Here is a 26,614-nt window from a genome sequence, read left to right on the forward strand (position 1 = left end):
CGATTAACTTATGATTTTCTTCAAGATTTCGAACTCGAACACCGGAGATGAACGCATGACCCAGAACAAGACCCAGACATTGCTTACCCCGATCAAGGTCGGCTCGCTCACCCTGCCGAACCGCCTCGTGATGGCGCCGCTGACCCGCGCCCGCGCCGGCATCACGCACGTGCCGAACGCGATGATGGCCGAGTACTACAGCCAGCGCGCCAGCGCCGGTCTGATCATGACCGAGTGCTCGATGGTGGCCGCCGATGCCAGCGCCTTCATCGGCGAAGGCGGCATCTTCAATGACGACACCGTCGCTGGCTGGAAGCAGGTCACCGACGCGGTTCACGCCAAGGGCGGCCGGATCATCATGCAGATCTGGCATCCGGGCCGCGCCGCGCATTCCGGCATCAACAACGTGCAGCCGATCTCGTCGGCCGCCGTCGCCATCCCGGACGAGACCCACACGCTGAAGGGCAAGCTGCCGTACGAAGTGCCGCGCGTGCTCGCCGAGTCCGAGATGCCCGGCATCGTCGAGCTGTTCCGCAAGGCCGCCGAGCGCGCCAAGGCTGCCGGTTTCGACGGCGTGCAGATCCACGGCGCCCACGGCTATCTGGTCGACCAGTTCCTGCGCGACAGCCACAACAACCGCACCGACGGCTACGGCGGCACCCTGGAAAAGCGCGCCCGCCTGCTGCTGGAAGTGACCGATGCCGCGATCAGCGTGTTCGGGGCCGGCGGCGTGTCGATCCGCATCTCGCCGATCGTGCCGTTCAACCACATGAGCGACTCCAATCCGAAGGCGTTGGTCGAGTACGTGGCGAAGGAAATGTCGAAGCGCAACATCGCGTTCTTCGAACTCCGTCATGACCAGTGGGATCGCCCGGAAGAGCTGGAACTGGCGAAGATCGCCCGCGAGCACTTCAAGGGCGTGCTGATGCTCAACGGCGGCTTCGATCAGGCTTCGGGCGAAGCCGCAGTGGCCGAAGGCCGTGCCGACGCCATCGTGTACGGCAAGCTGTTCATCGCCAATCCGGATCTGGTCGAGCGCTTCGCATCCGGCGCCGCGCTGAACCCGCTCGACATGAAGACCCTGTACGGCGGCAACGCGCACGGCTACACCGACTATCCGGTGCTGGAGGCTGCCGCCGCCTGAGGTTTCAGGCACCGCGGCAACACGCCAAGGCCTTGATCGCGTCCCGATCAGGGCCTTTCGCGTTGTCGGCGCGCACTGCCGCGCCAAGTGCCCAATGTCCTGTCTTCCGTTCCGATCGAGTACCGACCGATGATCGACCACGACCCGGCATTGCCACCGCACCGCAACGCCCGCGGCTTTCACAATCCGGCCGGCAGTCCGCAAGCGCGCGGTACCACGGCCGACTGGCTGCGCTTCCTGCGCGATGTCAGCTTCGGCCCGAAGTCGCTGCGCCAGCCGGCCGTGCCTGCCGGACACGTGCTCGATGAAGCGACGGCGCTTGCCCAGCTCGCGTCGTTCGGCGAACAGGACACGCTGACCTGGCTCGGCCATGCCTGCTTCCTGATCCGCATCGACGGCCGCACCGTGCTGACCGATCCCTACCTCAGCCCGTATGCGGCACCGATACCCGGCATCGGTCCGAAGCGCTTTGCCGGCACCGGCATCAACATCGACCGGCTGCCGAAACTCGATGCCATCCTGCTGTCGCACAACCATTACGACCATCTCGATGCCGTCGCACTTCGGCAGCTGTCGGCGCGCAATCGCGACTGCGCGTTCGTGGTGCCGCTGGGCCTCGCACCGATCATCCGCCGGCTCGGCTTCCGCCGCATTCACGAGCTCGATTGGGGCGAAACCCACGCCGACAGCGGCCTGACCGTCACGGCGCTGCCTGCGGTGCATTTCTCGTCACGCACGCCGTTCGATCGAAACCGCACGCTGTGGTGCGGCTTCGCGCTGACATCGACGCGACAACGCGTTTTCTTTGCCGGCGATACCGGCTGGGGCCCGGTGTTCGAGGCCGTCGGCGAGCGCTTCGGCCCGTTCGATCTCGGCCTGGTGCCGATCGGCGCCTACGAACCGCGTGCCTTGATGCGCGCCGTCCACGCCGATCCGGAGGAAGCGGTGCGCATCGGCCGCGCGATGCGCGCGCGGCGTGTCGTTGCCATGCACTGGGGCACGATCGCGCTGACCACCGAGCCAGCGTTCGAGCCGCCAGCACGCTTCACGGCGGCGGCAGCGAAGGCCGGCTACACCGCGGACCATGCCTGGGTGATGAAGATCGGCGAAACCCGCGCCCTCTGAGCGTTACCGTGCCGCAGGCCACCGCAGGTCGGCGGCGAACTGCTGCCCCGCGCCCGCGTGGCGACGCTAGGCCAGCACCATCTGCGTGCAGCGGAATGACGCGATCAGCTTGCCGGCGTCGTTGGTCACTTCCGAATCCCAGACCTGCGTCGTGCGGCCGCGATGCTTCGACGTCGTCGTGCAGTGAATGTAACCCTCTAGCGCGGTGCCGAAGAAATTGGTCTTCAGCTCGATGGTGGTGAAGCCTTTGGCAGCCTTCGGCAGATGCGCCACCGTGGCGTAGCCGGCGCAGGTATCGGCCACCATCACGACACTGGCCGCGTGCAGGAAACCGTTCGGGGCGTAGTGCTTGCGCTCGACCTTCATCCGGCCCTTCAGCAGCCCTTCCCCGACCTCGACAATTTCGAGCCCGAGCAGGTCCGGCAGGGTGCCGGGCTGCAGCTTCATGAAGAAATCGATGCCGAATTCCGGACGCAGGTCGCTCATGGGACTTTCCAGTGGATGGGTCGTGGTCGACGTCGGCCTCGACGTCATAATATGATGATCATCATATTTTTGATCATGCGCAAGTGCCTTGCCGTGGGTACGGCCGTCGACGCCCCCGCGCCTCGGCATCGCCTTGCCCTCTCGCTGCGCCAACGCCGATCCGCCCGGAGCCGCCGATGACCCGAACCCCTGGCAGCAAGAAAGCCGAGACCCACGCCGGCATCGTCAAGACTGCCGCGCGCGCCCTGCGCCGCAGCGGCGCAGCCGGTGTGGCAGTGGCCGATGTCATGCAGCAGGCCGGTCTGACGCATGGCGGCTTCTACGCCCACTTCGCCTCGCGTGACGCGATGCTGGCCGAGGCCGCGGAGCAGGCGGCCGGCGAGTCGCTGGCATCGCTGACCCGTGCCGTCGAGCGCCGCCCGCACCCGCAGACGCCGCTGCAGGCGCTGGTGCAGGCCTATCTGTCCGAGCGTCATCTCCAGACACCGGATCGCGGCTGCCTGCTGGCCGCGATGGGTACCGACCTGCAGCGCGCCAGCCCGGCGCTGCGACAGGTTGCCACTGCGCAGATCCGGCAGATGCTCGAGACCGTCCGCGCGCAGCTGCCGCCGGGCGATCGCGCCGAACGGGACGCGGCTGCCGTGATGACGCTGTCGGCCATGGTCGGCGCGATGGTCATCGCGCGCGCCGTCGATGACGACGCCTTCGCTGCGCAGGTGCTCGCCGACACGCGCGAGCGACTCGCCGCGAACGCGGCGCCGCCCTGACTGCCGCCCGCAAGCTCGACTAGCGCCCACGAAAAAGCCGGAGCCCGTTTCCGGACTCCGGCTCGATGACGACCGTTGGGTCGTCGAACCCGACCCGGCCCTGTCAACCGGGCCGGGGTGATTCAGAGGCTCAGCGCTGCAGCACCGGATAACGGTCGAGCAGGCCCGGGGCCAGCTCGATGTCCGCCTCGCCGCCCTGCCCGCCGAAGCCGGCGAACAGGCGACGGGTGGTCACGTTGAACGAGCCGCTGACGCCGCCGATGGTCAGGGTCGTCGTCGTCGTCGTGTTGAAGCGACGCGACGAGGTCTGGCGCACGACCACCGAAGCGCCGTTGCTGACGGTGCCCGGCGTGGTCACGAACGGACCGCCGTTGATGCTGTAGCTGCCGCCGGTGACGCTGATCGCGGCCGGCGAATTGATGCCGGCGACCGTGATCGCATCCGACGTCTGCACCGTGTTCCGCAGCACGCCGGTCCGCGGCGCGAAGCTGAACGCGTTCGGCACGGTGTCCTCGGCTTCGGTGGCGACGCTGAAGTTGGCCGAGAAGGCGTCGATGGTCAGCACCGCGTTGACGGCCGACGTGAACTGCGCCGGCGACAGCACGCGCACGCGCACCGAGTCACCGTTGTTGACGACACCGCCGACGAAGCTGGTGAAGGTGCCGCCGTTCACCGAGAACTCGCCGCCGGCAATGCTGATGCTGGCCGGCGCTTCGATGCCGGTCACCACGATGCTCTGCGACACGATCAGCGTGTTGCGCGGGGCATTCGTCACCGGCGGGAAGCTGAACGGCGTCGGGAACGTGTTGGCGTTGCGGGTGGTGACGTTGAACGCCGCCGAGACGCCGCCGATGCTCAGCGTCGCCGTCGTGGTGTTGGCGAAGTTGCTCGCCGACAGCACCTTCACCGCCACCGTGTCGCCGTTGCTGACCGTGCCGGCCGCACTGACGAACGCGCCGCCGTTGACGCTGTAGCTGCCGTTGGCGATCGAGATCGAGGTCGGTGCAGTGATGCCGCCCACGGTGATCGTGTTGCTGGTGGTCAGCGTGTTGCGCTCGGCATTGACGACGGCCGTGAACGCGAAGGCGTTCGGCACCGTGTCGTTCACCGTCACCGCGACCGACGCCGTGGCGCTGCCGCCGCGACCGTCGACGATCGAGTAGGTGAACGAATCGTTGCCGCTGAAGCCGGCATTCGGCGTGTAGCGAATCAGCGAGCCATCGATCACGGCCGTGCCGAAGCCCGGTGCGCCGACTTCGCTGATGGTCAGCGTGTCGCCATCGCCGTCGGTGTCGTTGGCCAGCACGTCGACGGTGGCCGCGGTGTCCTGATCCAGCGTCAGCACGTCATCGACCGCAACCGGCGGCCGGTTGGCCGGGTTGATCCGGACCGACACGGTGGCCACACCGGTGGCCTGCTCGTTGTCGGTGACGGTCAGCGTGAAGGTCACGGTGATCGTTTCGCGCACCGCCGGTGCCACGAAGCTGGCGGTGGCGGTGTCGGCGTTCAGCAGCGAAATGGTCGGACCGCCGCTCTGCACCCACGCATAGCTCGCGATCGTGCCGTCGCTGTCGGTGCTGCCGGTGCCGTCAAGCGTCACCGTCTGGCCACCGATGGCCACGGCCGGCACGGCCACCGCAACCGCCGTTGGCGCGACATTGGCTGGCAGCAGGTACGACGACAGCAGAGGCTCGTGATCGCTGAGCTGCACCGCGTACTCGGCGTTCAGGCGAATGGCTTCGTACTGCGCATTGGCCGCCAGCAGCGACGGCGTCGCGAGGATGTGATCGAGTTCCTGCGCGTTGCCTTCGAAGGTGTAGCTGTAGCGTTCGGCCGGATCGGCGATCAGCTCGGTGCCGAGGTTGCGCAGCGTGTCCAGCGTGCCATTCACGCCGGTCCGCAGGATGCGCAGCGGCGGGCTGAAGTCGAAATCGTTCAGGTCGCCGAGAACGATGACGCGCGCCGCGGGATCGAGCGACTGAACGCTGCTGACGAAGTTGTTCACCAGCGTGGCCTGATTGATGCGCTGCGCCTCGCTGCTCAGGATCGGCGGCTGGTTGACGCCCAGCAGCGGCTCGTCGCCACCCTTCGAGTTGAAGTGGTTGTTGACGATGACCACGCGACGACCGTTGAAGTCGTAGGTCGCCGCGAGCGGCTTGCGGCTGGAGTTGAACGCGGTGTTGGTCGGCGAGATGCGGCCCGGCGACAGGGTCAGGGCCACGCGGCCGTTGACCAGCGTCGGCGCCGTGGCGTCCAGCGAACCACCGGCACCGGCGGTGCCCGGCACGAAGCTGACGCGCAACGGGTTGTAGAACTGCACGAGACGGATGTTGCCGCCAGGCTCGCCGCCGTCCTGGTTGTTGACCGGGTCGACCGTGACGAAGCTGTAGCGCGGGCCACCGGCCGCGACGATGGCGTCGATCAGCAGCTGGATCGTCTGGCTCGCCGAGACGATGCCGTTGTTGGTCGCACCGTTGTTGTCCTGGACTTCGCTCAGCGCGAGGATGTCCGGCGCGCCGAGCGCATTGGCGATCTGCTGGCCGAAGGCGGTGAACGTGGTGTCGCCCGGATCGAGGTTTTCGACGTTGTAGGCACCGACGCTCAGACGATCGCCGCCGAACGCGATGGTGCGCACGCCGGTCGGCAGCGGATTGGAGGTCAGCGTCGGTGTTGCCGTCAGCAGCACTTCGTAGTTGCCGAACGAATAGGTCGCAACGCCGGTGACATCACCGAGGAAGTCGCCGGTGTTGACGCCCTGCGGCATCACGACACCGTTCAGGCCGTCATCGAGCTGGATGCGCTCCGGGTTGTAGTCGACACCGGTCGAACGCTCGACCAGCGTGATGCCGCCGCGGGCGTTGGCGCCCGTGGCGTTGGCACCGAGATCGCCGACGACCCAGACTTCGCCGAAATTGTTGCGCGGGCCGGTGGCGCGGGTGCCGTTGATGCGCACCAGCATGCCTTCGAGCGACTCGTGGAAATCCAGGCCGTCCTGCGCCGGATCGAACTGCGTGGTCAGGCTGGTCTCGACATTGCCGAGCGAGTCGTTGTCGATGATGTCGGCGGGCGGAATGCGGCCGCCGTTGCCGAGCACCGTCGGGGTGATGACGGTGTTCAGGAACAGCGCGTTGCCGACATACGGGGTGACCGTCGGAACGCCGATCTGGGTGACCGTCAGGTTGTCGGCGTCGTTGCCCGGACGATTTTCCTGCACGGTGCCGGAGACCAGCACCTGCGAGCCGACCGACGCTGCCGCCGGCGGCGCCGTCGAGGTGAACACGAAGATGCCGTCGGAGGTGGCGTCGATGCCGTCGCCATCACCGTCCTGCATGTAGAAACCGTTGCCGGCACGGGCGGTGACGATGCCCGGGACGTTGGTCACGGTCTGGCCGACCATCGGCGAGCGGTGCTGCGCGCCCTGGATCTGATAGATGCGCGTGCCGACCTGCGGTGGCGGCGACGGATCGTTGTCGAGAATCGTGGCGGTGACGGTGTTCGGCGTGCCGGCGGTGGCCCCGCTGAGCGTGCCGAGTGATGCGATGACGGTTTCATCGCCCTCGAACACCGCATCTTCGATCGCGCTGACCGTCAGGCTGGCGCTGGTGGCGCCGGTCGGGATCGTCAGCGTCGTGGTCGACGCGGTGTAGTCCGTGTTGATCGTCGCGGAGCCGCCGAACACGACATTCACCGTGACCGGCGAGGTGTACGCGGCCGACAGGGTCGCCGTGACCGAGGCACTGCCGCCGCCTTCGCTGAACGAGGCCGGCGTGACGCTGAGGCTGACCGATGGCAAGCCGCCACCGCCGCCGCCATTGGCCGGGCTCAGGCTGTTGCGCGGCGCGCCGGGACCGGCGGCCGGGAAATCGGTGGCGTTGTTGTTGGCGTCCTGAACCACGCCGCCGACGGTGCTGCGCAGGAACGCGGTGTTGATGCCGTTGGCCGTCGGGGTGACGATGCCGGTGCCTTCACGGCAGGGGCTCGCGCCGCTGCCGACGCCATCGACGGCGACGCCGGTCAGCGCCGTGCTGTTGCTCGGCACGATGCGGATGCCGGAGAAGCCGGCCGTGCTGAAATCGGTGACGCCGACTGTATAGGTCGAATCCGGTGCGACGCCCAGCGAGTAGCTGGTGGTCGTCGGGGCGACGGTGTTCGCGAACAGGTAGTAGCGGCCGGGCAGCAGCGTGGTGCCGGCCGGCACCGTTGCGCGCACCGACGGCGTGCCCGGCGTGCCGTTCTGGCAGCCCTGCAGCGTCCAGCCGCCGATCGACACCGGGGCGGAACTGGCGTTGTAGATCTCGACGAACTCGTCGTTACCGCCAACGGGACCGCGGACCGCGAACTGCGAGATGACGACACCGCTTGCCTGCTGGGCAAACGCCGGTGCCGCGAGCATCGATAACGGCAACAACGCTGCCGCCACCTGCCTGATTAATTTCATGCCGAGAATCTCCCGTTGACCACTCTGATTTTGTTGAACTGTGGGCATCGACCGAACGGCCGGACGCCAGACCCCGATGACACGTACCCCGATGCCACGCGCACACGTTCCCCGATCATGCCAAGGACATGTGTCAAAGCTGCGATGCCGTATCAAGATCGGCATGGCAAAAACGAACTAGACCATCGAACAGAATTCCCCGTCGGCACGTTGGCCCCGATGGCGGCACAACTGCTGCGTCTGCCGGCCGAGAAATCCTGCCGCTACACTCGTCGGCATGAGCCTTCCGACCGCTGCCGCCACCGACCGCGCCACCATCGCCGCACTGCTTGCCGGCATCGACCCTGACGCGCTGCCGCTGCGCGACACGCTGATTGAGCTGTCGAACCTGAACTCCGGAACCTTCAATGCCGCTGGCGTCGATGCCACCGGCAGCCGACTGATCGAGCTGTTCGCCGGTCTCGACGCGACGGTCGAGCACATTGCGGTCGCGCCGTATCGCAGCACCGGTGACCGCGGCGAGCAGTTGCTGCGTCCCCTTGGTCAGGCGATACGGCTGCGCAAGCGTCCGGATGCAGCGCTGCGAATATTCCTGTGCGGCCACCTCGACACCGTATTCGCAAGCGGTCATCCGTTTCAAAAAGCGCGCCAGATTTCGGATGACGTGCTGAACGGCCCCGGCGTCGCCGATCTCAAGGGTGGCCTGCTGGTCATGCTGCTGGCGCTGACCGCGCTGGAGCGCAGCCCGTGGGCCGATCGCATCGGCTGGGAAGTGCTGTTCAATCCGGACGAGGAAATCGGCAGTCAGGGCTCCGCTCCGCTGTTGCTGGAAGCCGCGTCGCGCAACGATTTCGGCCTGATCTTCGAACCCGCGTACAGCGATGGCGGTCTGGCGTCCGAGCGCAAGGGCAGCGGCAATTTCGATCTGGTGATCGAAGGCCGCGCCGCCCATGCCGGGCGCAACCCCGAAGACGGTCGCAACGCCATCGCACTGGCCGCCGAACTGGCGCTGTCGCTGCACCGCCTCAATGGCCAGCGCCCCGGTTTGACGCTGAACCTCGGCTACACGCACGGCGGTGGTGCACTGAACATCGTCCCGGATCGCGCCGTGCTCAAGTTCAATGTGCGTACCTCGCAGCCGTCGGACGAATGCTGGCTTGAGGAGCAGCTCGATCTGATGCTGACCCGCGCCAACGACCGCGACGGCTTCAAGGTCGAACGCTTCGGCGGCTTCACCCGGCCCCCGAAGATCATCTCGGCCGGCACTGCCCGCCTGCAAAGCCTGCTCGGCGACTGCGGCCGCGACCTCGGCCTCGACCTGCAATTCCGCCCGACCGGTGGCTGCTGCGATGGCAACAACCTTGCCGCGGCAGGGCTGGCCAATGTCGACAACCTCGGCGTGGTCGGCGGCGACATCCATTCCGATCGCGAATGGATGCGCCTGTCCAGCCTCGCCGAACGCGCCAAACTCAACGCCGGGCTGATGCTGAAGCTGGCGAGTGGCGCGGTCAGCTGGGCCTGACGGCGTGAACGACCACTCGAACGTCGCTGCAACCATCCCGCCGGAGACCTTCTTCGCCTGCGACCTGCGCGTGGCAACGGTGATCGCTTGCGTACCGAACGCGAAGGCGCGCAAGCCGGCGTACAAGCTGACCCTGGATTTCGGCGCGCTCGGCATCAAGACCAGCAGCGCGCAGATCACCGAGCGCTACGCGCCGGAAGACCTGATCGGCAAGCAGGTGATCGCGGTCGTGAACTTCGCGCCGCGGCAGGTGGCCAGCGTGCTCAGCGAGTGCCTGGTGCTAGCGGTCGACTCCCCGACCGGACTGGTGACCTTGAGCGTCGATCAGCCGGTTGAAAACGGGATGCGCGTGTACTGACCGTCTCCGGCGGCATCCCGGGATCAGCCACGACGCCGATTGCCCAAGAAGCCATGCCGCCCTGCCGCGAGACGCCTGCGCTTTGAACCGACTGCGACGATGACGGCGACGGCTACGGGGCCCGATACTGGCGCAACCGCGCGGTCCGGGGCTCGGACGTGGTCCAGACCAGTGACAGCGCGCCGTCAGGCACCAGCGCCACGGCTGGCTCCAGCAGCCGCTGCCCGGGCACGGTTGCCACGTCGACCACAGGACCGAGGGGCTCGCCGTTGCCGGCATAGACCCGGCTGCGGACGGCGCCGGCATCCGGCTGCGGCGCATTGGCGATCGAATCGGTCCAGGCCAAGGCATAACGGCCATCGCCAAGGCCCGTGATCGCGACGCGCGGGGTCGAACAGTCGAACGCCACGGGGATGCTGGCGCGATCCACCGCCAGACCCGTCTGCGGCGGGACCTGCCGAACCCGAATCCGCGTTCCGAGCCCTTGCGATTCGCACCAGGACACCGTGGCCAAGCCATCGTTGGCCAGCGCGACCACCGGCAACGACAACTGACCACCGGCGACACTGCCGCCCGGGGCGCGGATCAGGACCGGCGCGGAATCCAGCGGCTGGCCGGTACTCGTAAACCGGCGCAACTGAAGCGTCACCGCCTGCGGCGCGCTGAAAACCCGGGTGCCCGTCGACAGCGGCACCGGAACGCCCGCGTACAACTGAGGCGTCAGCGATTCGCGCCAGGTCATGACGAAGTCGCCGTCGTCATCCGTCGCGACATCGACGCCATCGATCTCCTGCGTCACCCGGACCACGGCGGTTGCGGCGATGGACGCCACGACGCCGGTGGCATCCCGCTCGGCGCGACGCGCCACGTCGACCCGCTCACCGATCGGCCGGCCGTTGCGGTCAAACCGCCGGGCGACGATGCGCCGCTCGTCGAGGCTGCCGCGAACGGCCCCGCCAGCGAAGATGATGAAGGCGTAGCGATTTTCCCCGAAGCGCACCCGCGACGACGACCAGCCGACGATCGTGTCGCCATCGCGATCGATCGCCACCGATGGGATCGAGGCGATGCTGTCCGCGTCGTTCGCGACCTCGATCATCTCGCCGATCGGCACGCCGTCGGCGGCGTAGCGCCGCATCAGCACCGACGTCGCGATCGTGAATGGCTGCGGGAAGTCGACTCGCGACACCGACCAGACCACGGCGAACGAGCCATCGGCTGCTACTGCGAGGTCGCTGACGACGCGCAAATCCTGGAAAGGCGCGCCGACGACGGCGATGACGAAGCCATCGTCCAGCGGGCTGCCGTCAGCCGCAAAGCGTCGGCCGCGAATCGACTGCAGTCCCCGCCCTGCCGACTGTTCCCAGACGACGACGGTGGTGCCATCGGTGGCACGGCCCACGCGCGGGGACGTTTGTGCGACACCAGCGGTCGCGTCGATGTCGACCGCGGGCCCCGCCGGCGCACCCGGTGCCGCAGCGCTGCTGCCGGATGCGAACGCGAGCAAGGCAACGGTGATGGCGGACGCAGGACGTCGTCGCGGGGGCGGAACCCGCGGGGGCGCGGCATGGTGATTCATGAAGGAGCGGCCTATGGTGATGAGCGGAATGGTCGAAGTGGCAACAAGAATTCAGCGGCGTCCAGAACGGCCGGCCCGAGCGACGGCCGCGGCCGGGATTGACGGTCCTGCGCTCAAGGCCCGGCCAGCAGCCGGGCGCGAACGGTCTGGCCGGCGTTGGCGAAGCCGGTGCCACGGGTCCAGGTGACGGCGATCGTGCCGCTGCGGCCGATGGCCACGTCGGGGCTGGACAGCACGTCGGACGACGCCCGCGGCGACACCAGCACCCGGTCGGACAGCGGCTCGCCGCCGGCGGCGACTACCCGGGCGGCGATGCCGGCCCCTTCGTTCCAGGTCAGCACGAACGTGCCATCGGCGGCCATCGCCACCGCCGCGCGATCCGCCAGCAGCGCATCGTCGAAGCTCGCATACGCGCGTTCCGCCGAGCGCGCGCTGCCATCGGCCGCGTACAGCCGCGCGTTGATCGTCGTGGCGAACGAACTGCGGGACGACTCGCTCCAGGCCACGACATGGTCGCCGTTGGCGGCCATCGCGATGCTGGGTGCGCGGAAGATCGAACTGCCGGACGAGGGCCCGCTGGCCGGCCCGAAATAGCGCGCCGTGGTCACGCGCTGCACCGGCCCGCGCGCGGCACCGGCGGCCGTGTATCGGCGAACCTTGATGACATCGCTCGCCTGGGTCTGAACCCGCGTGAACAGCGGGTACTGGCGCAAGCTGCTCTCGCTCGCGGCCTGCTCGACCCAGGCCAGCGCCAGATCGCCGTCATCATCCATCGCGACGTCGACTTCGGACCCGGTGAAGGTCTGCAGGTCGATGCCGCCATTGAAGAAGAAGCCGCCGACGGTGCCATCGAACGCCGTGGCCACGCGGCTGTCGGCCGTGATCAGCGCGCCCTGAGCCGTACCGTCGCGGCCGTAGCGCTGTGCGACGGAATCCTCCCGGGTCACGGTCAGACGATTCGACGCGATGCGCGCGAAACCGCGCTTGAACGACACCGCGAAGTCACCGTCGGCATCGATCGCCACCGCGGGCACCGAATGGGTGGCGGTCGGATCGGCAGCATCGGGCGTCAGCAGCGCGCCAGCCGGCACGCCATCGGCGGTGTAGCGGCGCCCCTGCACACGGGACGGGCGGCGATTCGGCACGTCGGCGTCGCGGGCATCGCTCAGCAGCCAGAACACGACGACGTTGCCGGCAGCATCGATCGCGACATCCGGCGCGGCAACCACGGTGACCGTCGGCACGGCGCTGGCGATGACGAAACCGTTGTCGAGCGGTGCGCCGTTGACGGCCAAGCGTCGGCCGACGATCGCGTTGCTCGCGGCATCGCGCCAGACGATCACCGTGCCGGCCACCGAACGCGCCACGGCCGGCCCGACCTGCGACGACGCCGACTCCGGCCGGACATCGAACGCCGGACCGACCGGTGTGCCCGGTGCCGATTGCGCGAGTGCTGCGAGCGGCAGACCCGCGAATGCCAAGGCAACGGCGACGGCAACGGTGATTCGCGAGCGATGCAAAGCAGTGACCATGGGATCTCACAGGTCGAACGGCGGCGCCGGCGTCGTACGCTGCCGAGATTGATGCAAGGCTAGCGCCCGTGGTGAACCGGTCGTCATTGATTTCGATCATTGATCACGAAGACACGCGGGCGGCCGCCCCGCGTCGGGAAGTCTTAAGCTTGCGGCATTCATCGCTGGCGTCGTCCGGACCCGGCTCCAACCTCACGGATCGCGAGGCCGCCGGTTGCGCGCCCGATCCGCCTTGTCGACGTCATCATGAAAATCATCCGACCGATCCGCGCCGATGACCTGCCGGCCCTCGTCCACATGGCCGAGACCGCCGGCGCCGGCTTCACCTCGCTGCCGCCGGTGCCGGAATTCCTCGCGCAGAAGATCGCGTTGAGCGAAGCCTCGTTCGCCGCCGCCATCGCCACGCCGGGTCACGAGCGCTACCTGTTCGTGATGGAGGAATCCGACACCGGCGAGATTGGCGCCTGCTGCGCGATCGAGGCCGCCTGCGGGCTGGACGAGGCGTTCTACAACTACCGCGTGGGCCTTGCCGTGCATGCCTCGCGCGAGCTCGGCATCTACAACAGCGTGCCGACCCTGTATCTGTCGAACGATCTGACCGGCACCAGCGTGCTGTGCTCGCTGTACATGAAGCCGGGCTTTCGCGGTGCCGGGGCCGGCAAGCTGCTGTCGAAATGCCGCTTCCTGTTCATGGCCTGCCATCCGCAGCGCTTCGCGAAGAAGGTGATCGCGGAGATGCGCGGCGTGTCCGACGAGCACGGCCACTCGCCGTTCTGGGAAGGGCTGGGCCGGCATTTCTTCACGGTGGACTACGACCGCGCCGAGCACATCGTCGGCACCGGCAACAAGGCCTTCATCGCCGAGCTGATGCCGCCGCATCCGATCTACACCGTGCTGCTGCCGCAGTCGGCGCGCGAGGTGATGGGCCAGGTCCATCCGCAGACGGTGCCGGCGCTGCATCTGCTGGAGCAGGAAGGCTTCCGCTATCAGGGCTACATCGACATCTTCGACGGCGGGCCGAGCGTCGAGGCGCCGCTCGACGAAATCCGCAGCATCCGTCGCGCGCAGTCGCTGACGGCGGTGGTCGGCGCGGTCGCGGCAGGTGATGACGACCCGCTGTGCCTGGTCTCGAACACCGGCATCGGCGGCTTCCGCTGCCTCGCCACGCGGCTCGATCCGGCAGCGTGGGCCGACGGCCGGGCGCCGCTGTCGCCGGCGGTTGCCGCCGCGCTGGGCGTCGCCGACGGCGAGCCGGTGAAGCTCAGCCCGCTCGACTGAGGTCCCGCGACGCGCGGCGGGCGCTCACGGCCTTCCGAAGCGCCGCATCATCAGGCTGCCGCCCTCGGCGGTCCAGACGATCAGATGCGCGCCGTCGGGCTGCGCCGCGACCGCCGGCAGACCGCTGATCCTCGGCAACGGCGAGACCTGCAGCGGCGCGCCGGCGCTGCGGCCGTTGGCGCCGATGGTCTGCGCCACCAGTTCCAGCGTGCCGCCCTGGGTCAGCACGGCGACACTGCGGCCGGCGTCGAGCGGTGCCAGCACCGGCGGCAGCGGAATGAAGCCCGGCGTCGAGCCAATCGCGCTGCGCAGCGACAGGCCGTTCGCGGCAATGCGCTTGACGTAGGCCGTGCCCTGCGGAAACGCGATCGTCCGGGCATCGGTCCAGCCGATCGTCATCGTGCCGGCATCGTCGAGCGCGATGCGCGGCGCGGTACGTTCGTCGGCGATGCGGCTGGCCGAGGCCAGCGTGGCCACGGTTTCAGCCTCGCCGGCCGCGCTGCCGTCGGCGCGATAGCGGCGCGCGTGGAAATCGACGACGCGCGCACCGAGGGGCGTCGGCACGGGCCTTACGTACAGGCCGACCGTGAAGTAGTCCTCGTCGGACCAGGTCACGGCGGCGTCGCCGGAGGCGTTCATCGCCACGTCATAGCCGCGGAAGCCGCGGGTGCTGTCGAAATCGGCCTGCACGCCGTCGACGGCGAATGCGGCATCGCGATCGACCGTGCCGCGCGTGCCCACGGTCTGGCGCTCGCCGCGGCGGCCGCCGTCGGCCGCGAACTGGTCGATGACGATTTCGCTGATGCCGCGAACGATGTCGTTGCGGTAGTAGCGCGGCAGGATCACCGCGCCGTTGCGCAGCGTGATCGTGAATCGCGACCAGACCACGGACTGCCGGCCCTGGCCGTCACCGGCGATGACGGGCGCGCCCAGCGCCTGGAAGCGCTGCGCCTCGACCAGCACGTCGGCCTCGCCGAGCGGCTCGCCATCGGCGCCGAAGCGGCGGATCACGTTCTGCGTGGCCGACGACAGGCCCGGCACCGATACCGCGACTTCGCGCTGCCACGTGACGGTGAACGCGCCGCTGTCGCTGATCGCGACATTCGGTGCCGCATCGCTGCCGTTGCCCGGCCGCGCGCTGACCGCGATCACCGGGCCGAGCGCGTGGCCATCGGCGGCGAAGCGGCGCGCCTCGATGACGCCGGCCGCCTGATCGCGCCAGACGACGACACTGACGCCGGCGGCATTGACCGCCACCGCGGGATCGACCCGCGTGGCCGCCACTTCCGGAACGACCGGCGTTTCCGGCCCGAGCGGCGCGGCATCGATCGCCAGCGCGGTCATCGTCACCAGCAGGGCGGCCAGCAGGCGGGCCACGCGATGTGCCTCTCGAAACATTCCGATGGTTCCCGGATTCAGACGCCCGGACGGCGCAACGAAACCCTGCCAGCATCGCCGGGCGCGGACAAGCCCGTGCAAACGCCCATGCGAAACGGCGCGACGCCCGGGCGGCAGCGGCGTGCGCGCCGCGTCCGCCACGTGCGTTCGATCAATGCCGGACGCGCCGGGCCCGGCGGCCGGCACCGGCCTGCGAGCCGCTCCGACATAATCCGGCCATTCCGAATTCACGAGGTCCGACATGGACATTCACACCGGCGCGCTGCTGATCGCGGGCCACTGGCAGGCCGGCGGCGGACCCGCCTTCGACAGCGTCAATCCTTCGACCGGCCGCGCGATCTGGCGCGGTGCCTCTGCCGATCAGTCCGATGTCGATGCCGCGATCGGCGCCGCCCGTGGCGCGTTCCCGGCCTGGGCCGAGCTGGCATTCGCCGAGCGCGAAGCGATCGTCCGCCGCTTCGCCGCGCTGCTGGAGGCGAACAAGGAACGGCTGACCCAGGTCATCGGTGCCGAAACCGGCAAGCCGATGTGGGAAACGCGAACTGAAGTGGCGACGATGATCGGCAAGGTCGATCTCAGCGTGAAGGCCTACCACGCCCGCACCGGCGTCAGCGAAAATCCGATGGGCGCGGCCAAGCAGGTGCTGCGCCACCGGCCGCATGGCGTGGTCGCGGTGTTCGGGCCGTACAACTTCCCGGGGCATCTGCCGAACGGCCACATCGTGCCGGCGCTGCTGGCCGGCAACACGGTGATCTTCAAGCCCAGCGAGCTGACGCCGTGGGTGGCCGAGGAAACGGTGAAGCTGTGGTGTGAGGCCGGCTTGCCGGCCGGCGTCATCGGCCTGCTGCAGGGCGAGCGCGCCACCGGCGAGCGGCTCGCGAAGCATGACGGGCTCGATGGTCTGTACTTCACCGGCAGCGCCCGCACCGGCCAGATCCTGGCGCGGCAGTTTGCCGAAACGCCGCAGAAGATCCTGGCGCTGGAACTCGGCGGCAACAATCCGCTGATCGTCGGCCAGATCGGCACATCAGATGCCGAAACGCGCGCGGCGCTGCACGACATCATCCAGTCCGCGTATCTGTCGTCCGGCCAGCGCTGCACCTGCGCGCGGCGGCTGTATGTGCCGCGCGGGGCTGCTGGCGATGCACTGGTCGCCTCGCTGGCCGAGGCCGTGCGCCAGATCAAGGTCGGCGCGTTCGATGCCGATCCGCAGCCGTTCATGGGCCCGCTGGTGTCGGCCCGGGCGGCGCAAGGCTTGCTCGATGCGCAGGCGCATCTGCTGTCGCTCGGTGCCGTGCCGATCGTCGCGATGCAGCGACTGCCGCTCGGCGAGGCCTACCTGAGCCCGGCGCTGCTCGACGTGAGCGCCATCACCGAGCTGCCGGATGAGGAATATTTCGGCCCGCTGCTGCAGCTGGATCGCTACGACGCGCTGGACGATGCGATCGCCAAGGCCAATCGCACGCGCTATGGCCTGTCGGCCTCGCTGCTGTCGACCGACCGCGCCGAGTACGCGCGCTTCTACCGCGCCAGCCGCGCCGGCATCGTCAACTGGAACCGCCAGACCACGGGCGCTTCCGGCGCGGCCCCGTTCGGCGGCACCGGCGCCAGCGGCAACCATCGACCGAGCGCGTTCTACGCGGCCGACTACTGCGCCTACCCGGTCGCGTCGATCGAAGCGCCGGCATCCGAACTGCCGGCCACCCTCGCTCCCGGACTCACCGTATGAACCCGTCTCCCGTGATCGACCTGCGCAGCGACACCGTCACCCGACCCACGGCCGGCATGCGCGCGGCGATGGCCGCCGCCGAACTCGGCGACGACGTCTACGGCGACGATCCGACCGTCAACCGGCTGCAGGCGGTCGCGGCCGAGCGCTTCGGCTACGAGGCGGCGCTGTGGTTCCCGACCGGCACCCAGTCGAACCTCGCCGGCCTGATGAGCCACTGCCAGCGCGGCGACGAGTATCTGGTCGGTCAGGACGCGCATACCTACAAGTGGGAACAGGGCGGCGCGGCCGTGCTCGGCAGCATCCAGCCGCAGCCGATCAGCAATCAGCCCGATGGCTCGATCGCGCTGCCTGCCCTCGCCGCCGCGCTGAAGCCGGACGATGTCCACTTCGCCCGCACGCGGCTGCTGGCGCTCGAGAACACCATCGGCGGCAAGGTGCTGCCGCCGGCGTACGTCGTCGACGCCACGCGCTGGGCCAAGGCCCACGGGCTGGCGACGCATCTCGACGGTGCCCGGCTGTACAACGCCATCGTCAAGCTCGGCGTCAGCGAGGCCGAAGCGGTGGCCGGCTTCGATTCGTGCTCGGTCTGCCTGAGCAAGGGCCTCGGCGCACCGGCCGGCACCGTGCTGCTCGGTGACAAGGCCTTCGTCGCGCAGGCCAAGCGCTGGCGCAAGGCGCTCGGCGGCGGCCTGCGTCAGGCCGGTCTGCTGGCCGCCGCCGGGCTGTATGCGCTGGACCACCACGTGCAGCGGCTGGCCGAGGATCACGCGAACGCCGCGCGCCTCGGCGAAGGGCTTGCCGCGCTCGGCTTCAAGGTCGACCCGGTGCAGACCAACCTCGTGTTCTTCGAGATTCCAGCCACCGATCTGGCACCGCTGAAGCTGCTGCTCGCGACCCGAAACATTCTCGCGACCCTGGGGCCGAAAACCCGGTTCGCGACCCACCTCGATCTGTCGACCGAGCAGGTCGACATCGTGATCGACACCTTCCGGCGCTATCTGGAGGTCAAGCAGCACGCCGCGAAGGGCCTGCCCGGGCTTGGCGTCGGCGGCGCGCCGGGCGCGATTCCGGATTCCGCGACCGCCGGCTTCCCGCCGGGCCTGCCGCCCGGACTGCCACCCGAACTCCTGGATGCGCTGAACGGAGCCGCACGATGAGCGCGATGACACCGCCGGAGTCGTCCGCGCCGGCCAAGCCGCGCGCGGTCGAAGCGAACTTCGATGGGCTGGTCGGCCCGACGCACAACTACGCCGGTCTTGCGCAAGGCAACGTCGCGTCGGCCAAGAACGCGGAGGCGCCATCGAACCCGCGCGAAGCGGCGCTGCAAGGCCTGCGCAAGATGCGGGCGCTGGCCGCGATGGGCCTCGCGCAAGGGGTATTGCCGCCGCAGGAACGCCCGCACATCCCGACCTTGAAGCGACTCGGCTTCAGCGGCCGCGATGCCGACGTGCTGAAGCAGGTGCATCGCGATGCGCCGGGACTGCTGGCGGCGATGTCGTCGGCCTCGTCGATGTGGACGGCGAACGCCGCCACGGTGTCGCCGGGTGCCGATACCGCCGACGGCCGCGTGCACTTCACGCCGGCCAACCTCGCCACGCACCTGCATCGCTCGATCGAGCCGGTGGTCACCGGCCGCGCGCTCGCCGCGATCTTCCGCGACGAGAAATGCTTCGCGCATCACGCCGCCCTGCCGGCGACGCCGCAGATGGGTGACGAGGGTGCCGCCAACCACACGCGCTTCTGCGCCGAGCACGGCGAACCGGGGCTGGAACTGTTCGTCTACGGCGCCGCGGGCGAGAAGGACCCGAAGCCGGCGCTGCATCCGGCGCGGCAGAACCGTGCGGCCGGCGAAGCCGTGGCGCGCCTGCATCGGCTCGATCCCGATTACGTCCACCACGCGCAGCAGAAGCCGGACGCGATCGACGCCGGCGTCTTCCACAACGATGTCATCGCCGTCGGCAACGGCCACGTGCTGCTGCACCACGCGCAGGCCTTCGTCGACACGAAGGCGGTGCGGGACTGGATCAAGCGCCGCCTGCGCGGCCGCGATCCGGTGTTCATCGAGATCGACGATCGCGAGCTGAGCGTCGCGGATGCCGTCGGCAGCTATCTGTTCAACAGCCAGCTGCTGACGATGCCGGACGGCACGATGACCTTGGTCTGCGCCCATGAATGCCAGGACAACGAGCGGGTCTGGAACGCGATCCGGCGCATCGTCGACGACCGCGAGAACCCGATCGCCGAAGCCAGGGTGTTCGACCTGCGCCAGAGCATGCGCAACGGCGGCGGGCCGGCCTGCCTGCGGCTGCGCGTGGTGCTCGATCCGGCGCAGCGCGCGGCGGTCAACCCGAAGGTCTGGATCGATGACGCGCTGGCGTCACGGCTCGAAGCCTGGGTCAACCAGCACTACCGGGATCGCCTGGTGCTGGCCGATCTGGCCGATCCGCAGTTGCTGGACGAATCGCGCAGCGCGCTCGACCAGCTGACCCAGATCCTCGGCCTCGGCAGCCTGTACGACTTCCAGCGCTGAGTGCGTGGCGCGCGGCCCGGTCGTTCGCGCGACCGGGCGTCGATCACTGCAGATGGACGACGCGCACCGTGCTGAAGCCGAGCCGGCCGCGCACGTCCTCAGCCTTCGCCTCGGCGACCTCGCGCGACGGAAAACCGCGCACCTGCACGCTGTGCCAGGTCCTGCCGTCGACCTGCTTGACCCGGGTGAATGGCACGTAGCCGCTGGCGCGCAGCTTGTCTTCGACCTGCGCGGCATTGACCGGGCTGGCGAACGAGCCGATCAGCAAGGTCCAGCCGGCGACCGATGCCGGATCGCCTGCGCCGACGCTGGCCGGGGTGCCGGGCGCGGGCGCCGGTGTCGGCGCAGGGGTGCCGGTCAGGACACCGGTCGAGAGCGCCGCCGGGATCGACACCGGCGCATCGCCGCCGGCCGCCGGGAGCGCCGGCAGTGCCGCGGCAAGGGCATCGGCCTCCGGCACCGCGACCGGCGGCGGCTCCAGCGTTGCCCACTGCACCGTATCCGGCGCGCCGGTCGGGTCCAGCCGGAACTCGCGGCGCATCGCCTCCCAGGTCTCGGCCTTGCGCGGCTTGGCGATCGCGGCTTCGGCCACGCGCAGGTCGTAGCAGGCGCCGGGCCGCAGCGTCTCGACGCCATCGCCCGCGATGGCCGTCATCGTCAGGCGGCCGCTGGCCACGCAGCCGCGAATCGACTCGTGGCCGCGCTCGAAGAAGTATTCGCCCGGCACCAGCCCCGACCGCTGGCCGCCGAAGTACAGGTAGAACGGCCAGACCGCGGACTTCGGCGGCGGCGACCACTGCACGCGCAGATAGCCCTTCAGCAGGCTGACGATGCTGCGACGATCGTTCGCCGTCGCCGACGGCGGCAGCTTCTCGATCGCCAGCGACGCCTCGGGGCCGAGTTCCAGCGCGCCCTCGCTGGCGAAGCGCAGCTTGAGCCGGCCGCCGCCCGCGGTCGACAGCACTTCGCGCTCATTGATGACATCGCCCGGCGCGAGCTTGCGAACGTCGCCGAGATGCTCGGCGCTGGCGCTGCCGGCCACCGCTTCCACCGTCAGCACCGGTGCCGCGACGGGCGCCACGGCCGGAGATGACGCGGTCGTCGCGACCGGACTCGCCGTCGCCCCCGCCGCCATCGTCAGGCCCAGGATCGTCAGCAGCGTGCCGGTCAGGCGCAGGGTGCAAGCGTTGATCACGTCGAAAGCGGTGTCGTCGGCAGGAGAGATTCCGAACGGCCCTGAGGCCGCGCGGGACCGATATGGAAGATCACGGTGATGCAGGAATCGGACGCGGCGGCAAACCGACGCCTTCAGCCCGGCACGTCGAGTTCCGGCAGCGCCCGTTCGAGGATCGCCCGGACCTTGGCCATGCTCAAGGCCAGCCAGTGCTCGATCTGGCCGTGGATGTCGCCGCTGCCGATGCCCGGCGCCCAGTTCACGCTGACCGCGAGGCAGGCGTAACGCAGGCCCAGTTCCGCGGCAAGGCCGGCCTCCGGCATGCTCGTCATGCCGACCATGTCGCAGCCGTCCTGCTTCAGGCGGCGGATCTCGCCCGGCGATTCCAGACGCGGCCCCTGGGTGACCGCCATCACGGCGCCATCGCGCAACTCGATCTGGGCCGCCTTCGCCGCCTTCAGCAGCGCCTCGCGCACGATCGGCGCGTACGGCACGTTGAATTCGATGTGCTTCAGCCCGCTGCCCGGGCGGCCGTCGAAATAGGTGTGCTCGCGGCCCGAGGTGTAGTCGATCAGATCGTCCGGCAGCGCCAGACCGCCCGGCGCGAACCAGCCGGCGATGGCACCAACGGCACCGATGGCGATGACGTATTCGACGCCCGCCTCCTTCAGCGCCCACAGGTTGGCGCGGTAGTTGATGGCATGCGGCGGAATCTTGTGGCCCTCGCCGTGGCGCGCGAGGAAGATCGCGTCGACACCGGCCACGCGGCCGACCACCAGCGGCGCCGACGGCGCCCCGAACGGCGTGTCGACCTTCATCGAATCGAGGATTTCGAGGCCCGGCCACTGATTCATGCCGGTGCCGCCGATGACGGCAACCTTGGGACGGTGGGGCGTGAGCTGCGCTGCGTCAGAGTTCGACATGTCCATCAATGTCCTGAATGTTGCGATTTCGATTCGGGGCCGCCGCGCCGGGCCGGGCGACGCTCGCGGATGCGTCCGCTTCCGGGCGACTCGGCGGCTCGAGCGCCGCCATCATGCCGGCACGCGCGCGCCGCGACATCGCCCCGCCTGCGGTCGCGCCGATCACGCGCCCTTCAGCGCGTAGATCGCAGGCAACTGCCGCCAGCATTCCTTGTAATCCATGCCGCAGCCGAAGACGTAGCGGTCGATCACGGCAAGCCCGATGAACTCGGCATGCGCGCCGTCGGCGCGGCGGTCGTGACGCTTCTCGCACAGCACCGCAACCTTGAGGCTGACCGGCGCGAATTCTCCGAGCGCCTTGCGGATCGCGACAAGGGTGTGGCCTTCGTCGAGAATGTCGTCGATCACCAGCACATGGCGGCCGTCGAGGATCGCCGGCGGCTGGCGCTTCCAGATCAGGCCGCCGCCCGTGGTCGCGCCGCGGTAGCGGGTGGCGTGCAGGTAGTCCATCTGGAACGGGAAGCTCAGCCGGCGCGTGATCTCGGCCGTGGTCACGAGCCCGCCGTTCATCACGCACAGGATCAGCGGCGACTTGTCCGCGTATTCGGCCGTGATCGCGGCCGCCAGCCGGTCGTACGCGGCCGCGACCTCGGCGGCGTCGTGCAGGCAGTCCGCTTCGTTCAGGGCCTTCAGGGCGTCGGCAGCGTCAATGCTCATGGTTCGTCGCGGTCCGGAGAGAGGGAATGAGGCGGGGGTGATGCTGCAAGCCCGGTACCGGGCCGCGGTTCGGGGATGCGCCGATCGGGATCACGGCACCGCGCGGTACAGCGCCTTCAGGCGCGCGCTCGACAGGCGACGCTCCTTGACCGGCAGCGCATCGAGCAGCCGGGCGACCTGCGCGCGGTCGTTGCAGACCGGCAGCATGTCGCAGCCGGCCTGCAGCGCGACGTTCGCGCGCTCGACGATGTCGCCGATGACGACCGCGCCCTGCATGCACAGGTCATCGCAGAAGATCGCGCCGTTGTACTTGTGCTGCGTGCGGATCAGGCCGCGAATCCACTTGCGCGAGAACGACGCCGGCAGGTCGTCGTAGGCGCTGTAGCGGACGTGGGCCATCATCAGGCTTTCGATGCCATCGGCCATCAAGGCCGTGAACGGCACGAGGTCCCTGGCTTCGATGTCGGCGAACGGCCGGCGGTCGATCGGCAATTCCAGATGCGAATCCGCTGCCACCGCGCCGTGCCCCGGATAGTGCTTGCCGGTGGCCTTCAAGCCCGCGGCATTCAGGCCGGCGCGGAACGCGCGCGCCAGCTTGATGATGATCTGGGTATCGGTGGAAAAGGCACGGTCGCCGATCACGGTGGAGACGCCGCAGTCGCGGTCGAGCACCGGCGCGAAGCACAGGTCGATGCCGAAGCTCGCCAGCTCGCGACCGATGGTCTCGCCGTGCTGCTTCGCTTCGTCCGCGGCGCGCAGGCCGGATTCCTCGTGCAGGCGACCGAGCGTGCCCATCGCCGGAATGCGGGTGAAGCCGACGCGGAAGCGCTGCACCCGCCCGCCTTCGTGATCGACCGCGATCAGCAGCCGCGGCGACTTGATCGCCAGCAGCTCGGTGCACAGCGCGCGCAGCTGCTCGGGATCCGAGTAGTTGCGCGCGAACAGGATCACGCCGCCGACCAGCGGATGCGCCAGCACCTCGCGGTCTTCGGCAGTCAGGCTCAGGCCGGCAACGTCGGCCATGATCGGTCCCAGAGTCATGCGGGCTCGCGGTGGTTCAGCGGTGGTGCTTCAAGGGGCCGAGGGCTCAGCGCGGGCCGCTCTGCGGATCGTTCTCGGGCCAGTCGCGCCAAGGATGCAGCGCGAGACTGTGATTGTAATAGCGCCGGTCGTCGGTCACTTCGCGACCCAGCCAGGCCGGCGTGTCGATCGCCTGATCGTCGCGCTTCAGCTCCACTTCCGCGACGACGAGGCCGGCGTTGGCGCCACCGAATTCGTCGATCTCCCAGACCAGCGGCTGACCGTCCGGGCCGACCGTGTCGATGTAGTGGCGCACCTTGTCGACGAGGCCGACGCAGAGCGTGTCGAGGATCTCGTGCGCGTCCTTCACCGGCACTTCGTAGTCGTACTCGGCGCGGGCGCGGCCGACGACGGCAGCCTTGATGTTCATCCGCGCCTCGACGCCCTGCAGCCGCACGCGGATCGAGCTCTTGCCGTTGTCCTCGGTCAGATAGCCCTGCCGCATCGGCACGCGCTTGGTGGCCTGCGCGCGCCAGTCGTCGCCGACGACGAGGAACTTGCGCTCGATTTCAATTGCCATGGTTCAGGTCTTCTTTTCATTGGGGAAACGGGGGGAGCGTCGGCTTCATCGGCTGCGGCTGCGCGCCACGCGGCGCTGCGCAGTCCGGATGACGCCGGACCTACGGGCGCTCGAACAGCGCCATCGACTCGACGTGGGTCGTGTGCGGAAACATGTCCAGCACCCCGGCTCGCGTCAGGCGGTAGCCATGGGTGTTGACCAGTTCGCCGGCATCGCGCGCCAGGGTGCCCGGGTGGCACGACACGTAGACGATACGCTTCGCCCGCGTGGCCGCGAGCATCGGCAGGATTTCCTTGGCGCCACTGCGCGGCGGATCGATCAGCGCCAGGTCGTAGCGATGTTTCAGCCACTCGGCCTTCGGATCGGGCTTGAACAGGTCGGCGCGGAAGTAGCGACCATCGAACCCGTTGCGCTGCAGGTTCTCGCGGCCGCGCGCCACCAGCCCGGCTTCGCCTTCCACCGCCGTGACCTTGGCGCCGCGCGCCGCCAGCGGCAGGGTGAAGTTGCCGAGGCCGGCGAACAGTTCCAGCACTTCGTCACCGGGCGCTGGGGCCAGCCAGTCCAGCGCCTGAACGACCATGCGCTGGCTGACATCCGAGTTGATCTGGATGAAATCGGCCGGCTGGAAGTGCAGCCGCAGCGCGCTGCCATCCGGCGAGTAGTCCAGCGTGCGCACGGCAGCCAGCGGCACCAGCGTGTCCGGCCCGCCCGGCTGCAGGTAGAAGTCGTAGTCATGCTCGGCGGCGAAGGCCAGCAGCTTCGCGCGATCCTCGTCCGTCGGCAGGGCCAGCACCCGGATCGTCACCGCCACATGCTCGGCGGCCGAGACCTCGATCTGCGGAATCTGCGCCGCGATGCTCAGGCTTTCGAACAGTGCGCCGATCAGGCGCAGCCTGGCGCCGAGCCGCGGATCGACCACTTCGCAGCGGTTCAGGATCGCCAGCGCGTTGGCATCGCGCTCGCGGAAGCCGACCAGCACCCCGCCCTTCTTGTTGACCAGCTTCACGCCCATCCGCGCACGGCGGCGATAGGCCCAGACCGGGCCGAGCACCGGCTCGACCACGGTGTCCGGCACGACCCCACCGATGCGGCGCAGCGCTTCGAGCATCGCGTTCTGCTTGAACGCGATCTGCGCTGCCGGCGCCAGATGCTGCAGCGAGCAGCCGCCGCAGGTGCCGAAATGCGCGCAGCCCGGCGTGACCCGATCCGGCGACGGCACGTCGATCGCGGTGACTTCGGCCTCGTCCAGCGCGCGCGTCACGCGCAGCAGCTTGTAGCGGACGGTTTCGCCGGGCAGCGCGCCGAAGATGAAGGTGACCTTGCCGTCGACCCGGGCCACGCCGCGGCCATCGTGATCGAGATCGGTGACGGTGGCGGTGAACTCGGTGTCCGGAACCGGCTTGCGTTTGCGCGTCACTCGGGGAATACGCCGGTCGAGATGTAGCGGTCGCCGCGGTCACAGATGATCGCGGCGATCGTCGCGCCGTCGAGTTCCCGGCACAGCTGCAGCGCGGTCCAGACCGAGCCGCCGGACGACGGGCCGCAGAACACGCCCTCGATCCGGGCCAGGTCGCGCATCGTGTCCTCGGCCTGCTTCGTCGACACCTCGACCACGCGATCGACCCGCGAACGGTCGAAGATCGTCGGCAGGTAGGCTTCCGGCCACTTGCGGATGCCGGGGATCGACGATTCGCCGTCCGGCTGCACGCCGGTGATGGTGATCGCGGGGTTCACTTCCTTGAAGTAGCGGGAGCAGCCCATGATCGTGCCGGTGGTGCCCATGGTCGCGACGAAATGGGTCAGCGTGCCATTCAGCGCGGTCCAGATTTCCGGTGCCGTGCCTTCGTAATGCGCCCGCGGATTGTCCGGATTCCCGAACTGATTCAGCACCTTGCCCTTGCCCTCGCGCTCCATCTGCAGCGCCAGGTCGCGGGCACCTTCCATGCCGGTTTCCTTCGAAACCAGAATCAGCTCCGCGCCGAACGCCTTCATCACCGCCCGACGCTCGACCGACAGGTGGGCCGGCATGATCAGCACCATGCGAAAACCGCGCATCGCCGCCGCCATCGCAAGCGCAATTCCGGTGTTGCCGGACGTCGCTTCGATCAAGGTATCGCCCGGCTTGATCTCGCCGCGCTCTTCGGCACGGCGGATCATCGAATACGCCGGCCGATCCTTGACCGAGCCCGCCGGATTGTTGCCTTCCAGCTTCAGGAACAGCCGGTTGTTGCCGATGCCCGGCAGCCGGGTGACTTGCACCAGCGGCGTGTTGCCGATGGTGTCGGGGAGCGTGAGTGCCGTCATCGTCGCG

At 68.9% G+C, this 26,614-nt stretch carries 22 protein-coding genes; 9 read left to right on the forward strand and 13 right to left on the reverse strand.

Annotation, left to right across the window (positions count from 1 at the left end; genetic code table 11):
- Nucleotides 1-55: 55 nt before the first annotated feature.
- Nucleotides 56-1,144: an alkene reductase gene (locus QZ951_RS04805; protein WP_292999123.1), complete on the forward strand. Its 1,089-nt coding sequence runs from the start codon at nucleotides 56-58 to the stop codon at nucleotides 1,142-1,144.
- Between the two features lie 129 nt (nucleotides 1,145-1,273).
- Nucleotides 1,274-2,269, forward strand: coding sequence for an MBL fold metallo-hydrolase (locus tag QZ951_RS04810; RefSeq protein WP_292999125.1), 996 nt, complete (start codon nucleotides 1,274-1,276; stop codon nucleotides 2,267-2,269).
- A gap of 66 nt (nucleotides 2,270-2,335) precedes the next feature.
- On the opposite strand, the gene QZ951_RS04815 is transcribed toward QZ951_RS04810, so the two are convergent.
- Entirely contained in the window at nucleotides 2,336-2,755 is a 420-nt protein-coding gene (locus tag QZ951_RS04815) for a PaaI family thioesterase (protein WP_292999127.1), read from the reverse strand.
- A 176-nt stretch (nucleotides 2,756-2,931) separates the two neighbouring features.
- Between QZ951_RS04815 and QZ951_RS04820 the strand changes: the two genes are divergently transcribed.
- Nucleotides 2,932-3,522: a TetR/AcrR family transcriptional regulator gene (locus QZ951_RS04820; protein WP_292999129.1), complete on the forward strand. Its 591-nt coding sequence runs from the start codon at nucleotides 2,932-2,934 to the stop codon at nucleotides 3,520-3,522.
- Nucleotides 3,523-3,652: 130 nt separating this feature from the next.
- Here QZ951_RS04820 and QZ951_RS04825 read toward each other — a convergent pair whose 3' ends face one another.
- Nucleotides 3,653-7,960, reverse strand: a complete 4,308-nt coding sequence (locus tag QZ951_RS04825; protein WP_292999131.1) for an Ig-like domain-containing protein — start codon at nucleotides 7,958-7,960, stop codon at nucleotides 3,653-3,655.
- Between the two features lie 277 nt (nucleotides 7,961-8,237).
- On the opposite strand from QZ951_RS04825, the gene QZ951_RS04830 reads away from it, so the two are divergent.
- A complete protein-coding gene (locus QZ951_RS04830) occupies nucleotides 8,238-9,482 on the forward strand; it encodes a hydrolase (protein WP_292999133.1) in 1,245 nt (414 codons plus the stop codon).
- Between the two features lie 4 nt (nucleotides 9,483-9,486).
- Nucleotides 9,487-9,840, forward strand: coding sequence for a tRNA-binding protein (locus tag QZ951_RS04835; protein ID WP_292999135.1), 354 nt, complete (start codon nucleotides 9,487-9,489; stop codon nucleotides 9,838-9,840).
- 112 nt (nucleotides 9,841-9,952) lie between these two features.
- On the opposite strand, the gene QZ951_RS04840 is transcribed toward QZ951_RS04835, so the two are convergent.
- Nucleotides 9,953-11,242, reverse strand: a complete 1,290-nt coding sequence (locus tag QZ951_RS04840) for a hypothetical protein (RefSeq protein ID WP_292999137.1) — start codon at nucleotides 11,240-11,242, stop codon at nucleotides 9,953-9,955.
- A gap of 290 nt (nucleotides 11,243-11,532) precedes the next feature.
- Nucleotides 11,533-12,951 (reverse strand): hypothetical protein, encoded by a 1,419-nt coding sequence (locus QZ951_RS04845; protein ID WP_292999139.1) that lies wholly within the window; start codon nucleotides 12,949-12,951, stop codon nucleotides 11,533-11,535.
- Between the two features lie 246 nt (nucleotides 12,952-13,197).
- Here QZ951_RS04845 and astA point away from each other — a divergent pair, with 246 nt between their 5' ends.
- Nucleotides 13,198-14,229: an arginine N-succinyltransferase gene (gene astA / locus QZ951_RS04850; RefSeq protein ID WP_292999141.1), complete on the forward strand. Its 1,032-nt coding sequence runs from the start codon at nucleotides 13,198-13,200 to the stop codon at nucleotides 14,227-14,229.
- Between the two features lie 24 nt (nucleotides 14,230-14,253).
- On the opposite strand, the gene QZ951_RS04855 is transcribed toward astA, so the two are convergent.
- A complete protein-coding gene (locus tag QZ951_RS04855) occupies nucleotides 14,254-15,606 on the reverse strand; it encodes a hypothetical protein (RefSeq protein ID WP_292999143.1) in 1,353 nt (450 codons plus the stop codon).
- A 262-nt stretch (nucleotides 15,607-15,868) separates the two neighbouring features.
- Between QZ951_RS04855 and astD the strand changes: the two genes are divergently transcribed.
- The 3 genes from astD to astB are packed head-to-tail and all read left to right on the forward strand — an operon-like array spanning nucleotide 15,869 to nucleotide 19,889.
- Entirely contained in the window at nucleotides 15,869-17,356 is a 1,488-nt protein-coding gene (astD, locus tag QZ951_RS04860; RefSeq protein ID WP_292999145.1) for a succinylglutamate-semialdehyde dehydrogenase, read from the forward strand.
- Nucleotides 17,353-18,516: a low-specificity L-threonine aldolase gene (gene ltaE / locus QZ951_RS04865; RefSeq protein ID WP_292999147.1), complete on the forward strand. Its 1,164-nt coding sequence runs from the start codon at nucleotides 17,353-17,355 to the stop codon at nucleotides 18,514-18,516. The genes astD and ltaE overlap by 4 nt, the downstream gene beginning before the upstream one ends.
- A 5-nt stretch (nucleotides 18,517-18,521) precedes the next feature.
- The gene (astB, locus tag QZ951_RS04870) at nucleotides 18,522-19,889 is read left to right on the forward strand and encodes an N-succinylarginine dihydrolase (RefSeq protein WP_366943805.1); all 1,368 of its coding nucleotides are present in this window, start codon (nucleotides 18,522-18,524) and stop codon (nucleotides 19,887-19,889) included.
- A gap of 43 nt (nucleotides 19,890-19,932) precedes the next feature.
- Here the strand turns inward: astB and QZ951_RS04875 are convergent, their stop codons facing one another.
- The 8 genes from QZ951_RS04875 to cysM form a co-directional block, all read right to left on the reverse strand.
- The gene (locus tag QZ951_RS04875; protein WP_292999151.1) at nucleotides 19,933-21,084 is read right to left on the reverse strand and encodes an SPOR domain-containing protein; all 1,152 of its coding nucleotides are present in this window, start codon (nucleotides 21,082-21,084) and stop codon (nucleotides 19,933-19,935) included.
- Between the two features lie 113 nt (nucleotides 21,085-21,197).
- The gene (locus tag QZ951_RS04880; RefSeq protein ID WP_292999153.1) at nucleotides 21,198-21,986 is read right to left on the reverse strand and encodes an S-methyl-5'-thioinosine phosphorylase; all 789 of its coding nucleotides are present in this window, start codon (nucleotides 21,984-21,986) and stop codon (nucleotides 21,198-21,200) included.
- Entirely contained in the window at nucleotides 21,973-22,152 is a 180-nt protein-coding gene (locus tag QZ951_RS04885) for a hypothetical protein (RefSeq protein WP_292999155.1), read from the reverse strand. The genes QZ951_RS04880 and QZ951_RS04885 overlap by 14 nt, the downstream gene beginning before the upstream one ends.
- On the reverse strand, nucleotides 22,149-22,703 hold the full coding sequence (locus tag QZ951_RS04890) for a hypoxanthine-guanine phosphoribosyltransferase (protein ID WP_292999157.1): 555 nt from the start codon (nucleotides 22,701-22,703) through the stop codon (nucleotides 22,149-22,151). The genes QZ951_RS04885 and QZ951_RS04890 overlap by 4 nt, the downstream gene beginning before the upstream one ends.
- A gap of 90 nt (nucleotides 22,704-22,793) precedes the next feature.
- Nucleotides 22,794-23,744, reverse strand: coding sequence for a beta-N-acetylhexosaminidase (gene nagZ, locus QZ951_RS04895; RefSeq protein ID WP_292999159.1), 951 nt, complete (start codon nucleotides 23,742-23,744; stop codon nucleotides 22,794-22,796).
- A gap of 46 nt (nucleotides 23,745-23,790) precedes the next feature.
- Nucleotides 23,791-24,303 (reverse strand): CYTH domain-containing protein, encoded by a 513-nt coding sequence (locus QZ951_RS04900; protein ID WP_292999161.1) that lies wholly within the window; start codon nucleotides 24,301-24,303, stop codon nucleotides 23,791-23,793.
- Nucleotides 24,304-24,403: 100 nt separating this feature from the next.
- Nucleotides 24,404-25,720, reverse strand: coding sequence for a 23S rRNA (uracil(1939)-C(5))-methyltransferase RlmD (rlmD, locus tag QZ951_RS04905; protein ID WP_292999163.1), 1,317 nt, complete (start codon nucleotides 25,718-25,720; stop codon nucleotides 24,404-24,406).
- Nucleotides 25,717-26,607, reverse strand: coding sequence for a cysteine synthase CysM (gene cysM, locus QZ951_RS04910; protein WP_292999165.1), 891 nt, complete (start codon nucleotides 26,605-26,607; stop codon nucleotides 25,717-25,719). The genes rlmD and cysM overlap by 4 nt, the downstream gene beginning before the upstream one ends.
- Between the last annotated feature and the right edge of the window lie 7 nt (nucleotides 26,608-26,614).

This window comes from Nevskia sp., assembly GCF_021732705.1.
Lineage (GTDB): Bacteria > Pseudomonadota > Gammaproteobacteria > Nevskiales > Nevskiaceae > Nevskia.